Source organism: Streptomyces sp. CWNU-52B, assembly GCF_047444975.1.
Classification (GTDB): domain Bacteria; phylum Actinomycetota; class Actinomycetes; order Streptomycetales; family Streptomycetaceae; genus Streptomyces.
Window position 1 is genome coordinate 163,059 of the sequence record NZ_JBLFJV010000006.1, and the last position, 13,685, is coordinate 176,743.

Annotated in this window: 7 protein-coding genes; 5 read left to right on the forward strand and 2 right to left on the reverse strand. The window is 72.2% G+C overall.

From position 1 onward, the window contains the following. Window positions 1-82: 82 nt before the first annotated feature. Entirely contained in the window at window positions 83-2,746 is a 2,664-nt protein-coding gene (locus ACLVWQ_RS08135; RefSeq protein WP_414107820.1) for a lysylphosphatidylglycerol synthase transmembrane domain-containing protein, read from the reverse strand. A 329-nt stretch (window positions 2,747-3,075) separates the two neighbouring features. Here ACLVWQ_RS08135 and ACLVWQ_RS08140 point away from each other — a divergent pair, with 329 nt between their 5' ends. The 5 genes from ACLVWQ_RS08140 to nudC all read left to right on the forward strand — a co-directional run bounded on the left by ACLVWQ_RS08140 (window position 3,076) and on the right by nudC (window position 13,301). Continuing rightward, the gene (locus tag ACLVWQ_RS08140; protein WP_414107551.1) at window positions 3,076-3,450 is read left to right on the forward strand and encodes an MGMT family protein; all 375 of its coding nucleotides are present in this window, start codon (window positions 3,076-3,078) and stop codon (window positions 3,448-3,450) included. A 308-nt stretch (window positions 3,451-3,758) separates the two neighbouring features. Beyond that, complete coding sequence (locus tag ACLVWQ_RS08145) at window positions 3,759-7,169, forward strand: ATP-dependent helicase (RefSeq protein ID WP_414107552.1); 3,411 nt, start codon at window positions 3,759-3,761, stop codon at window positions 7,167-7,169. Window positions 7,170-7,325: 156 nt separating this feature from the next. Further along, complete coding sequence (locus ACLVWQ_RS08150) at window positions 7,326-10,853, forward strand: UvrD-helicase domain-containing protein (RefSeq protein WP_414107553.1); 3,528 nt, start codon at window positions 7,326-7,328, stop codon at window positions 10,851-10,853. Between the two features lie 10 nt (window positions 10,854-10,863). Then, window positions 10,864-12,267, forward strand: a complete 1,404-nt coding sequence (locus ACLVWQ_RS08155; RefSeq protein WP_414107554.1) for a dipeptidase — start codon at window positions 10,864-10,866, stop codon at window positions 12,265-12,267. 86 nt (window positions 12,268-12,353) lie between these two features. Further along, window positions 12,354-13,301 carry an NAD(+) diphosphatase gene (nudC, locus tag ACLVWQ_RS08160; RefSeq protein ID WP_414107555.1) on the forward strand — a complete coding sequence of 316 codons (948 nt, stop codon included), beginning with the start codon at window positions 12,354-12,356 and terminating at the stop codon, window positions 13,299-13,301. A 24-nt stretch (window positions 13,302-13,325) separates the two neighbouring features. Here nudC and ACLVWQ_RS08165 read toward each other — a convergent pair whose 3' ends face one another. Next, on the reverse strand, window positions 13,326-13,568 hold the full coding sequence (locus tag ACLVWQ_RS08165) for a mycoredoxin (RefSeq protein WP_055506967.1): 243 nt from the start codon (window positions 13,566-13,568) through the stop codon (window positions 13,326-13,328). Between the last annotated feature and the right edge of the window lie 117 nt (window positions 13,569-13,685).

Sequence of the window (13,685 nt, forward strand, 5' to 3'; positions counted from 1 at the left end):
GTGAGGACCTCGCGGTCCGCGTGAGGCATCCCGCTCCGGGCGAGCCCCCGGACTCCGGGCGCAGATCCCGTGCACCTGGCCCCTACAGCGCGCCCTTGCGGGTCAGGTGGTTGAAGAACAGCCATCCCGGCAGTACGGGCAGCCACAGCGTGAGAAGGCGGTACAGGAGCACCGCGGGCGCCGCGACCTCCTTGGGCAGCCCGACCGCGATCAGACCGACCGTCAGGGTGGCCTCGACCGCGCCCACGCCACCCGGGGTGGGCGCCGCGGAGCCGAGCGCGTTTCCGGCGAGGAAGACGACGGCCACGCTGGCGATGCTGATCGCGGGCATGTCGTCGCTGCCGAAGGCCCGGATCGACGCGTCCAGGCACATCACGAAGCAGGCCGTCAGCAGGAGCATGCCGCCGATGCCGGTGATCAGCTTCTGCGGCCGCTGCAGGACGTCCAGCATGCGCGGGACGACACCCGCGAAGAGCGACCGCACGCGCGTGGCCACGAATTTGCGCAGGAACGGTACCGACGTCACCACGAGGACGAGGACCGCGACGGTCAGCAGCCCCGCGATGACCGTCCTGGACGGTGACAAGGAGGGTGTCTTCTCGGTCCCGGTCAGATAGCCGAACGACAGCAGCATCAGGATGTGGCAGCCGAGCCCGAACAACTGCGACGCGCCGACGCTCGCCACCGCGAGTCCCGGCCGTACGCCGGCGCGCTGGAGGAACCGCGTGTTGAGGGCGACACCGCCCACCGCCGCGGGCGCCACGATCTTCACGAAGGACCCGGCGACCTGCGCCGCCACGGCCCGGACGAACGGCACCCGCTCGGGCACGAAGCCCAGCAGGCTCATGGCCGCCGCGAAGTAGCTCAGCATCGAGAAGAGCGCGGCCGCCGCGACCCAGCCCCACTGGGCGCTCTCGAAGAGCGTGCCGAATTCGATGTGCGTCAGCTGCGTCAGCAGGAAGTACGCGCCGAACGCGCCCGCGATGAAGCTGATCAGTGTGCGGGGGCGGATGCGCTCCAGGCGGGCCGGCTCGACCGGTGCCTGCGGCCTGATCAGCAGCACCTGGTGGCGGATCTGGGTGAGCAGATCCTCCTCACGGGCCTCCTCCAGCGCGTCGTCGATGGCCCGCTTCTCGGCCCGCTGCTCGGCGCGTACGGATCTCTTGTCGGGCTTCTCCAGGACGGGCCTGGTCTCCTCGGGCGTGTCCTCGTGTTCCTCGGCGCGGGCCAGTTTGGCCTGCCTGGAGGCTTCCAGGACCGCCTCGCGCTCGCGCTCCGAACGCTCCCTGGCCAGCTTCCGCAGCGTCGCGCGGTGGGAGCGCGTGAGCGCGATGGGCTGCAGCATGGGCAGACAGTCGGCGACCGCGTCCGGGCCGAGCACGCCGACGGCCGAGGCCACCGCGCGTTCCGCGCCGACCCGCAGTCCGAGCGTGGTCACCAACTGCGCCACGTCCATGCGCAGCAGCAGTTCACCGGCTGCGATCTCGCCGTTGCGCAGGTCCGTGAGGATCACGGTGCCGGAACGATCCACCAGGATCGCGTCGCCCGCCAGCCTGCGGTGCGCGATGCGCCGTGACTGCAGTGCCTGCACCTGGTGCCAGGTCTCGCGCAGGAGGTCGTCGGTGATGGCCTCGTCCGGCAGCATGTCGAGAGTGCGGCCGCCGATGTGCTCGTAGACCAGCATCACGGCGTCCGGACCCAGCTCGGAGGTCGCGATCAGCTTCGGCGCGTTGGCTCCGGCGGCGATGGCCGCGTAGGCGAGGAGCGCTTCCTGTTCCAGCGCCTGGCGCAGTGACTGGAGACTGCGGCGCGTGGTGATGCCGCGCAGCGTCAGCCGGCGCCACACGCGGTAGAAGAAGCCCTGTGCCTGCTGTTCTCGGTCCACCACCGTGACGTCCAGTGGAGCTCCGTCCTGGAGCGTCACGAAGTACCGGCGGCCGCGGTCGCCGTCCGGGGCCTCCGGAGTCTCGTCCCGGGCCGCGCTCACCGGATGGAATCCGACGTGCCGCAGGCCCGCCATGAGGGTGCGGCCGGTGGGCCGCACGTTCGGCGAACCGACCGCGTACAGCGTCCCGTACGCCACGCTCCAGCCGATCAGCACCGTGAGGACGATCGAGAAGGGGGTCGTGTAGCCGGTGACCAGCATGGAGAAGGCGTCGAGCATCAGCACGACCCACAGGACCGCACGCCAGCGCGGCCGTCGCGACATGCCGACGGCCGTCATGTACGCGATGACCGGTGCGAGGTAGCCGTGCACCGGGTCGGTCAGGGCGTGTATGTCACCGGGCGAGGGCTGCGTGAGCGCTTTCTGGATCGAGTCCGGGGCGCCTTTGGCGACCCACAGATCGGTGGCCAGGGTCACTCCGTGGGCGAGGACCGCGGCCAGCACACCGTCGGCGATCCGCAGCCCGTCCCGTTTGATCAGCCGCTCGATGGCGAAGGCGACCGGTACCAGGAGGATCGCGATGCTCGACGCGAGCCCGGCGATCTTGATCAGCAGGTCGGGGGCTTCGTTGGTGCCCTTGTTGATGTCCTGCGCCAGCCCCGACGTCGTGCCGTGTGCGAACGCCGCGATCGACAGCAGCACGGCGATCGCGAGGACGCCCACCAGAAGGCGTACGAGGTCGGAGGGACGGTGCACGCGCGCGGGGAGCAGCGGTTCGTCGCCCTCGACCTCTTCGACGAGGGCGTCGTCGGCCGCGCACTCGGCCTCCTCGGCCTCTGTGGCTCGGCTCTCCTCGCGCATGTCCTTCTTCTGGGACGTGTCCGGATGTCCGGACGTCACGGACACCTCTGATGTTTCCGGAAGGCTTTCGTCCGTATCGTCGCCGGAATCAGGGCGCGACGAAACCTCAGAGGTGCCCTCCGCGTCTTCGGGGTGCACACCCTGCTGTTTCATCGTCTCTTCTTGATCTCGTATCACCAGTAACCGCCCGCACGATGGTGGCATGCCCCGCCGACACAGGGGGGCATCAGGGTGCAATGCGGGGGCGCACAGTCTGCCTGAAGCGCTGTCGCGCGGCGAGGGACACCCACAGTCGCCGCCGCGTCACAGTGTCGGCGCGGTGGTGCAGGATGGGCCGGATGAGCGAGCAGAGCCTCCCGGCGGACGCCTTGCCGGAGTACGCGGAACGGGTCCTCGACGTGGCCGAGCACATTCCGCCCGGCCGCGTCATGACGTACGGAGACGTCGCGGAGTGGCTGGAGGAGGGCGGTCCGCGACAGGTCGGGCGGGTGATGGCCCTCTACGGAGGGGCCGTTCCGTGGTGGCGGGTCGTACGCGCGGACGGCACGCTGCTCCCCGGCCACGAACTGGAGGCGCTGGCGCGCTACCGGGCCGAGGGCACGCCCCTCAAGGAGGCGAGCAGGGCCTCGGAGGGCCATCTCCCGCGCCTCGACATGAGACAGGCCCGATGGGACGGCGGAGACCGCGCGGAGGGACACACCTGACAGCTTCCGGCACAGGGCAACAGGAAGGAGGACGAATGACCCGTACGGGGGAAGGCGGGCACTCCCGAGCCATGGCGTACGTTCGTGAGGGCGGGGACACCGGTGCCGGGAGGGAACACAGGGAAGCACTGCTTCCACGGCAGCCACCGGCGTAGCGTCGACGGTACGCGTCCCGTTCATCCCGCGGCCACCGCCCACCACCTCGCGTCGCCGATCTCCCACCCGTCGCCCGAGCACGATCCCTCACCGACGGCGTTCCGCGCCGGCGGTGGCAACCTCCAGCACACCCACCAGGACCGGCGAACCACGTGAGCTCCTCTTCATCCAGCAGGCGCCTGTCGTACCCCCAGGGCCGACAGGGGACCCCTGGCGCGTACCGGCTGGTGCGTACCCCGCCGGCCCGGGTGGCTCCTCCTGTGCTGGACGCAGCACAGCGCGCGGCGGTTGACCACGAGAGTGGTCCGCTGCTCGTCCTCGCCGGTCCGGGCACCGGCAAGACGACCACACTCGTCGAGTCCGTGGCGGCCCGGATCGCGCGCGGCGCCGACCCCGAGCGGATCCTGGTGCTGACCTTCAGCCGCAAGGCCGCCGTGGAACTGCGCGACCGCATGGCGCTGCGCATGGGAGCGGCCCGCGCGCCCCAGGCGACCACGTTCCACTCCTTCTGCTACGCCCTGGTCCGGGCCCACCAGGACAGCGACCTGTTCGTGGAACCGATGCGGCTGCTCTCCGGCCCCGAACAGGACGTGGCGGTACGGGAACTGCTCGCGGGCCAGCCAGGACTGGAGCGGCTCGGCCTCGCCCATGTGCGCTGGCCCGACGAACTGCGCGCCTGCCTGACGACACGCGGCTTCGCCGACGAGGTCCGCGCGGTCCTCGCCCGCAGCCGTGAACTGGGCCTGAGCCCCGAGGCCCTCCAGACCTTCGCCCGGCGCATCGGCCGCCCCGACTGGCTCGCGGCCTCCGCCTTCCTCGCCGAGTACCTCGACGTGCTCGACATGCAAGGAGTGCTCGACTACGCGGAACTGGTGCACCGCGCGGTGCTGCTCGCCCGGCGGCCGGGCGTGGCCGAACGTCTCGCCGAGCGGTACGACGCGGTCTTCGTCGACGAGTACCAGGACACCGATCCGGCACAACTGCGGCTCCTGAAGGCGCTCGCGGGAGGCGGCCGCACGCTGGTGGCCTTCGGCGACCCCGACCAGTCGATCTACGCGTTCCGGGGCGCCGACGTGAACGGCATCCTGGAGTTCCCGGACACCTTCCCGCGCGTGGACGGCACACCGGCGCCGGTCGAGGTCCTGCGGACGTCACGGCGGTCGGGCGCGGACCTGCTGGAGGCCACCCGGCGGCTGACCCGGCGCATGCCCCTGACCCGCCTGCCGTCCGAGAAGGTACGCGCCCACAGGGAGCTCGGTTCGGTACGGGAGGGCGGCCGGGTGGACGTCTTCACGTACCCGACCTCCGGGACGGAGCTGGACAACATCGCGGACATCCTGCGCCGCGCCCATCTGGAGGACGGCGTCGCGTGGAACGAGATGGCCGTACTGGTGCGCGCCGGTTCCCGCACCATCCCGGCGATCCGCCGCACGCTCACCACGGCCGGTGTCCCCCTCGACATCGACGGCGACGACCTGCCACTGCGCCACGAACCGGCGGTGACGCCCCTGTTGACGGCGCTCAAGGCGGTGGCCGCGGCGGAACTGGGGGAGCCGGCATCCGAAACGGTCTCGGAGGCTGAGCCGGTCCCAGCCCCGGTCCCCGAGCCGGAGTCGGAGCTGACGCCGGAGCCGGAGCCGGTCCCGGAACCGGAGCTGGAACCGGTCCCGGAGCCGGTGCTGGAGAAGCCGTGGCTCGACGTCGAGACCGCGCTCACCCTCCTCGCGTCCCCCCTGGCCGGCATGGACGCCGCCGATCTGCGCCGCCTGGGCCGCGCCCTGCGCGAGGAGGAGCGCGCCGCGGGCAACCATGTGCCGCCGCCCTCCGACGAACTGCTGGCACGGGCCCTGGCCGAGCCGGAGCGGCTGGTCGCCCACGATCCGTCGTACGCGCGCGGGGCCCAGCGCCTCGGCGCCCTGCTGCGCAAGGCACGAGAGCGCCTCGCGGGGGGCGGCACGGCCGAGGAGGCGCTCTGGGAGCTGTGGGACGGCACACCCTGGCCGCAGCGACTGGAACGGGCGGCCCGGCGCGGCGGCGCGGCGGGCCGCAACGCGGACCGCGACCTCGACGCCGTCTGCGCGCTGTTCGCGACCGCCGCCCGCGCCGAGGAGCGCACCGGCGGACGCGGCGCCCTCAACTTCCTCGAAGAGGTCGAGGCCCAGGACATCGCAGCGGACACACTCACCCGAAGGGCCGCGCGTCCCGACGCCGTACGCCTGATGACCGCGCACCGCTCCAAGGGCCTGGAGTGGCGCCTCGTCGTCGTCGCGGGCGTCCAGGAGGGACTGTGGCCCGACCTGCGCCGTCGGGGCTCACTCCTGGAGGCCGACCGCATCGGCCGGGACGGCCTCGCGGAACCGCTCACGCCCGGAGCGCTCCTGTCCGAAGAACGCCGTCTGTTCTACGTGGCCGCCACGCGCGCGCGTGAACGCCTGGTCGTCACCGCGGTGAAGGCCCCCGCCGACGACGGCGACCAGCCTTCCCGCTTCCTCACCGAACTCGGCGTGGAGCCCAAGGACATAACGGGCCGTCCCCGCCGCCCCCTGTCGGTCGCCCCGCTCGTCGCCGAACTGCGGGCCACGACGGTCGACCCCCGCGTCTCGGACACCCTCAGGGAGGCGGCGGCCCGCCGTCTGGGCAGACTCGCCGCGCTCGGCGACGAGGACGGCCGCCCCCTGGTGCCGTCCGCACACCCCTATCGCTGGTGGGGCATGTACGAGCCCACCGAGAGCAAGGTGCCGCTGCGCGACCGCGACCGTCCCGTCGTGCTCTCCGGGAGCGCCCTCGACCAGCTCGCCAACACCTGCACCCTGCAGTGGTTCCTGGGCCGCGAGGTGAAGGCCGACGCCCCCGCGACCGTCGCCCAGGGCTTCGGCAACGTCGTGCACGTCCTGGCCGACGAGGTCGCCTCCGGGCGCACCCCCGCGGACCTCGCCGTCCTCATGGAACGCCTGGACTCCGTGTGGGAGGCCCTCGCCTTCGACGCGCCCTGGAAGTCGGCGCAGGAGAAGGAGCACGCGCGCGTGGCGCTCGAACGCTTCCTGAAGTGGCATGTCATGGACCGCGCCGAGCGGACCCCCGTGGCCAGCGAGCACGACTTCGACGTCACCCTCGAAGCGGGCTCCTACGAGGTCCGTATCCGCGGCTCCATGGACCGCGTCGAGCGGGACGCCGAGGGCCGCGCCTACGTGGTCGACTTCAAGACCGGCAAGCAGGCCCCGAGCGCCGCCGACGTGGCCCACCATCCGCAGCTCGCCGTCTACCAGCTCGCTGTCCGCGAGGGCGCCGTGGACGAGGCCTTCGACGGCGAACGCCCCGGCCCCGGCGGCGCCGAACTCGTCCAACTGCGCCAGGGCGCGCCCAAGAAGGACGGCGGGGAGACCCTGCCCAAGGTGCAGGCCCAGGAGCCGCTGGAGGGGGAGTGGGTCGGCGACCTGCTCGCCACCGCCGCCGGGAAGGTCCTCGACGAACGGTTCACACCGACGACCGGCCAGCACTGCACGCACTGCGCGTTCCGGGCCTCGTGCAGCGCGCGCCCGGAGGGCCGCCACGTCGTCGAGTGACCGGACGGAGCCCTCCGGACGGCCCGTTCGAAGGCCGCCCCGGCAGCCGTGCGTCAGCGGAGTGACATACGGCACCACACGTGCTGACCTGCGCATCCTGCGGCCCGGCCAGCGAATCGGCACCGACTGTCAGTGGGCGCGACTAGCCTCACTGACGTGCCAGCCCGTATCTCCGATCCCGAGCAGCTCAAAGAGCTCCTCGGCATCCCGTTCACCCCGGAGCAGACGGCCTGCATCACCGCGCCGCCCGCCCCGCAGGTGATCGTGGCCGGAGCCGGCTCCGGCAAGACCACGGTGATGGCCGCGCGCGTGGTGTGGCTGGTCGGCACCGGACAGGTCGCCCCCGAGCAGGTCCTGGGCCTGACCTTCACCAACAAGGCGGCGGGCGAACTCGCCGAGCGCGTACGGAAGGCACTGGTCAGGGCCGGCGTCACCGACCCCGACGTGATCGACCCGGACAACCCGCCGGGTGAGCCGGTGATCTCCACCTACCACGCCTTCGCCGGCCGTCTGCTGACCGACCACGGGCTGCGCATCGGCCTCGAACCGACCGCGCGCCTGCTCGCCGACGCGACGCGCTACCAGCTCGCCGCACGCGTCCTGCGCGAGGCACCGGGCCCCTACCCCGCCCTCACGCGCTCCTTCCCCGACCTGGTCGGCGACCTCCTCACCCTCGACTCCGAGCTCGCCGAACACCTCGTACGGCCCGAGGAACTGCGCGCGTACGACGCCCGGCTGCTGCACGACCTGGAGAGCGCCAAGCTCACCAACGCCGAGCTGCGCAAGGTCCCGGAGACGGCCGCCGCCCGGCGCGAACTGACCGAACTGGTGAGCCGCTACAGGAAGGCCAAACGCGAGCGCGACCTCCTCGACTTCGGCGACCAGATCGCCCTCTCGGCGACCCTCGCCCGCACCCGCTCCGAAGTCGGCGGCATCCTGCGCGACGAGTTCCGGGTGGTCCTCCTCGACGAGTACCAGGACACGTCCGTGGCCCAGCGCATCCTCCTCGCGGGCCTGTTCGGCGGCGGCACGGGCCACCCGGTGACCGCCGTCGGCGACCCCTGCCAGGCCATCTACGGCTGGCGCGGCGCCTCCGTGGCCAACCTCGACGACTTCCCCGAGCACTTCGCGCACGCCGACGGCCGGCCCGCGACCCGCCAGTCGCTCAGCGAGAACCGCCGCAGCGGCGGCCGCCTCCTGGACCTCGCCAACGGTCTCGCGGAGCCCCTGCGCGCCATGCACGCGGGCGTGGAGGCCCTGCGCCCGGCACCCGGCGCCGAGCGCGACGGCATGGTGCGCTGCGCCCTGCTGTCCACCCACGCCGAGGAGATGGACTGGCTCGGCGACTCCGTCGCGCACCTCGTACGCACCGGGAAGGCACCCGGTGAGATCGCCGTCCTGTGCCGCACCGCGACCGACTTCGCCGAGATCCAGGGCGCCCTCGTCGCCCGGGACGTCCCCGTCGAGGTCGTGGGCCTCTCCGGGCTGCTGCACCTGCCCGAGGTCGCCGACCTGGTCGCCGTCTGCGAGGTCCTCCAGGACCCCGGGGCCAACGCCTCACTGGTCCGCCTGCTCACCGGACCGCGCTGGCGCATCGGCGCCCGTGACCTCGCCCTCCTGGGCCGCCGGGCCCGGATGCTCGTGTCCCACGCGCGCGTGGACGCCGACGACGACCCCGACCGGCGGCTCGCCGCGGCGGTCGAAGGGGTCGACCCGGCCGAGGTGATCTCCCTCGCGGACGCGCTCGACACCTTCCTGGAGACACCCCTCGGCGGCGACGGGGACGCCGACGGGCTGCCGTTCTCGGCCGACGCCCGCGTGCGGTTCGCGCGGCTCGCCACCGAACTGCGCGACCTGCGCCGCTCGCTCGCCGACCCGCTCATGGACGTCCTGCACCGCGTCCTGGCCACCACGGGGCTGGAGGTGGAGCTCTCCGCGTCCCCGCACGCCCTGGCCGCCCGCCGCCGCGAGACCCTGTCCAACTTCCTGGACGTCGCCGCCTCCTTCGCCGCGAACGAGGGCGAGGCGAGCCTCCTCGCCTTCCTCGGCTTCCTGCGCACCGCCGCCCAGTACGAGAAGGGCCTCGACAACGCCCTGCCGGGCGGCGAGAACACCGTCAAGGTGCTCACCGCGCACAAGTCCAAAGGGCTGGAGTGGGACGTCGTCGTGGTCCCGGGGCTCGTCACCGGCACGTTCCCCAGCGGCCAGGGCCGTGAGAAGTGGACCGCCCAGGGGAAGGTCCTCCCGCACGAACTGCGCGGCGACGCCGACACCCTGCCCGACATCGAGGCCTGGGACGCCCGCGGCATGAAGGCCTTCCACGAGGCCATGAAGGAGCACCAGCGCACCGAGGAGCTCCGCCTCGGCTACGTCACCTTCACCCGCCCCCGCTCCCTGCTGCTCGGCTCCGGCCACTGGTGGGGCCCCTCGCAGAAGAAGCCCCGCGGCCCCTCCGACTTCCTGCACGCCCTGTACGAGCACTGCGCGGCCGGGCACGGCGAGATCGAGGCCTGGGCGGACGAACCCGAGGAGAACGCGGAGAACCCCGCCCTGCGGGCGGCCGGCGCCGACCACGCCTGGCCGCTCCCGCTCGACGACCAGGCGATGGCCCGTCGCCGCGAGGCCGCCCGGACGGTGCTGGCCCACCTGGAGTCAGGCCACTCCCACGAGACGGCCCACCCTTCGGCGCACCCCTCCGCTCACGACGACCCGGGCCCGTACGACGATCCGGACTGGCCGCCTCCGCCGGAGGAGGACGAGCCGTCTTACGAAGAGCCTCCTTATGACGAGCCTGACGACGGACCTCCTTACGAAGAGACCGATCTCACCGACGAGGCCCCGGACGACTGGGACCCGTGGACCCAGGACCGCCCGAGGGTCCCGCACCCCACTCCGGCGCCGGACGCCCGCCCCGGCCCGCCGGAGACCACGCGCCCCACCCCCGAGGAGGCCCGCACCATCGCCTCCTGGGACCGCGACCTGGACGCCCTCACCGGAGAGCTCCTGCGCGCCCGCGAGAGCGTCACCGACGTCACCCTGCCTGCCTCCCTGACCGCCTCCCAGCTGCTGCGCCTGGCCGCCGACCCGGACGGTTTCGCCCAGGAGACGGCCCGCCCCATGCCGCGCCCGCCCCAGCCCGCCGCCCGCCGCGGCACCCGCTTCCACGCCTGGGTCGAAGCCCGCTTCGAGGAACTGCGCCTCCCGATGCTGGAACCGGAGGAACTGCCCGGCAGCGAGGCGGAGATCGCCGACGAACGCGACCTGGAAGCCCTCAAGAACGCCTTCGAACGCACCCCCTACGCCCACCGCACGCCCTACCGGGTCGAGGCCCCCTTCCAGCTCGCCATCGCCGGACGCGTCGTACGGGGCCGTATCGACGCCGTCTACAAGGTGGAGGACGGCGCCGGGGGAGCCATGACGACGTACGAGATCGTCGACTGGAAGACCAACCGCACCCGTACCGCCGACCCCCTCCAGCTCGCCCTCTACCGGCTCGCCTGGGCCGAGCAGCACGGCGTCCCCCTGGAATCCGTACAGGCGGCCTTCCTCTACGTGCGCAGCGGAGAGGTCGTACGCCCCGAGAACCTGCCGGACCGGGCCGCGCTGGAACGCCTTCTCCTGGAAGAACCACCCGAAGGGGTAGCCGACGCACCGCCGGACCAGCACGCGCGTGTGGACGGTTAGGCTCGTGACCATGAGCAAGACTCCGGACAGCGCCGTCCGCGCGTACATCGAGCGGCACCGCGCGGCCTTCCTCGACGACCTCGCCGAGTGGCTGCGCATCCCGTCCGTCTCGGCCCAGCCCGAACACGCGGCGGACGTACGGCGCAGCGCCGACTGGCTCGCCGCGAAACTGCGGGAAACGGGCTTCCCGACCTGCGAGGTCTGGGCGACCCCCGGCGCACCCGCGGTCTTCGCCGAATGGCCCTCCGACGACCCCCAGGCACCCACCGTCCTCGTCTACGGCCACCACGACGTACAGCCCGCCGCCCGCGAGGACGGCTGGGACACCGACCCCTTCGAACCCGTCGTCCGCGGAAACCGCCTGCACGCGCGCGGGGCCGCCGACGACAAGGGGCAGGTGTTCTTCCACACACTCGGCGTCCGCGCCCACCTCGCCGCCACGGGCCGCACCACCCCCGCCGTCCATCTGAAGCTGCTCGTCGAGGGCGAGGAGGAATCCGGCTCTCCGCACTTCCGCGCCCTCGTCGAGGCACGGAAGGACCGGCTGAGCGCCGACGCGGTGATCGTCTCCGACACCGGTATGTGGTCCGAGGACACCCCCACGGTGTGCACCGGCATGCGCGGCCTCGCCGAATGCGAGATCCAGCTGTACGGACCCGGCCAGGACATCCACTCCGGTTCCTTCGGCGGCGCCGTACCCAATCCGGCCACCGCGGCCGCCCGCCTCGTCGCCGCCCTCCACGACGAGCACGCGCGCGTGGCGATCCCCGGGTTCTACGAGGACATCGTCGAACTCACCGACCGGGAGCGGGAGCTCTTCGCCGAGCTGCCCTTCGACGAGCAGCAGTGGCTGCGCACCGCCAGGTCGACGGCCACCCACGGCGAGAGCGGCCGCACCACCCTGGAGCGCGTCTGGGCCCGCCCGACCGCCGAGGTCAACGGCATCGGAGGTGGCTACCAGGGCCCGGGCAGCAAGACGATCATCCCGTCCTCGGCCATGGTGAAGCTCTCCTTCCGGCTCGTCGCCGGCCAGGACCCGGACCACATCGAGAAGGTCGTCCGGGTCTGGGCCGAAGGGCAGCTGCCCGCCGGGATCCGTCACGAGATCACCTTCGCCGCCGCCACGCGCCCGTGTCTGACACCGCTCGAACACCCGGCACTGCAATCCGTCGCACGTGCCATGGGCCGCGCCTTCGAGCAGGAGGTCCGCTTCACCCGCGAGGGCGGATCAGGGCCCGCCGCGGACCTCCAGGACGTCCTCGCCGCCCCGGTGCTGTTCCTCGGGATCTCGGTCCCGTCCGACGGCTGGCACGCCCCGAACGAGAAGGTCGAACTCGACCTCCTCCTCAAAGGTGTCGAAACCACCGCCTACCTGTGGGGCGATCTGGCCCAGAACTGGCGAGATACCCACTGAAGAAGCCCCGCCGCACCCGTCCTGCCCTGCAACCGGCTGAAAAGCCCACCGAACCAACCGTCATACCGGGGGAGTTGGAAGCACCCGTGACCACCTGGACCGATCACACCGCCGACCGTCCCATCTCGCTCACCGCCCCGAACGGCATCGACCGGGCCGCGCACCACCGGCTCGACGAGGCCTGGCTCGCCGCGGCGTGGAGCCACCCCACCACCCGCGCCTTCGTGGTGTCCGGCGGCCAGGTCCTCATCGACGAGACGTCCGACGGCACCACCGAACTCGTCATGACCCCGTCCTTCGAGGCGCCCCTCACCGAAGCACACCGTTACTTCCTGGGCACCGACGACGACGGCGTCAGCTACTTCGCCCTCCAGAAGGACACCCTCCCCGGCCGCATGGACCAGTCCGCGCGCGCGGCGGGCCTGCGTGAGGCCGGCCTGCTCCTGTCGCCCCGCGACGCGGGCCTCATGGTGCACGCGGTCGCCCTGGAGAACTGGCAGCGCCTGCACCGCTTCTGCTCCCGCTGCGGCGAACGCACGGTGATCGCCGCGGCCGGCCACATCCGCCGCTGCCCCGCCTGCGGCGCGGAGCACTACCCCCGCACCGATCCCGCCGTGATCATGGCGGTGACGGACAACGAGGACCGCATCCTGCTCGGCCGTCAGGTGCACTGGCCCGAAGGCCGCTTCTCCACCCTCGCCGGCTTCGTCGAGCCCGGAGAGTCCATCGAGCAGTCGGTCCGCCGCGAGGTCTTCGAAGAGGCCGGCATCACCGTCGGCGAGGTCGAGTACGTCGCCAGCCAGCCGTGGCCCTTCCCCTCCAGCCTCATGCTGGGCTTCATGGCCCGCGCCACCTCGGCGGAGATCAACGTCGACGGCGAGGAGATCGAGGAAGCACGCTGGTTCTCCCGCGAAGACCTGCGGGCCGCCTTCGAGTCCGGGGAGGTCCTGCCTCCGTACGGCATCTCGATTGCGGCCCGCCTGATCGAACTCTGGTACGGCAAACCCCTGCCGACGCGCGGAACGGCCACCTGAGGAGGGAACCGCCCGCCGCGGACGCTAGGCGCCGATCTTCTGCTTGACCTGCGCGAGCGAAGGGTTCGTCAGCGTCGAACCGTCCGGGAAGAGAACGGTGGGAACCGTCTGGTTTCCGCCGTTCGCCTTCTCCACGAACGCCGCGGACGCCGGGTCGTGCTCGATGTTGATCTCGTCGTACGTGATGCCCTCACGGTCCATCTGGCCCTTCAGCCGACGGCAGTAGCCGCACCACGTGGTGCTGTACATCGTCACAGTGCCCGGCATGTCTCTCGTGCTCCTTCGCTGCAGGGAGGTGCGTGTTCGCAGTGAAGGGAACGTACGCGACCGGTCGGCCATTCCCCGGCACTCCCACCGGCGCGGGCAGCACCGGTCCCAGCGTCG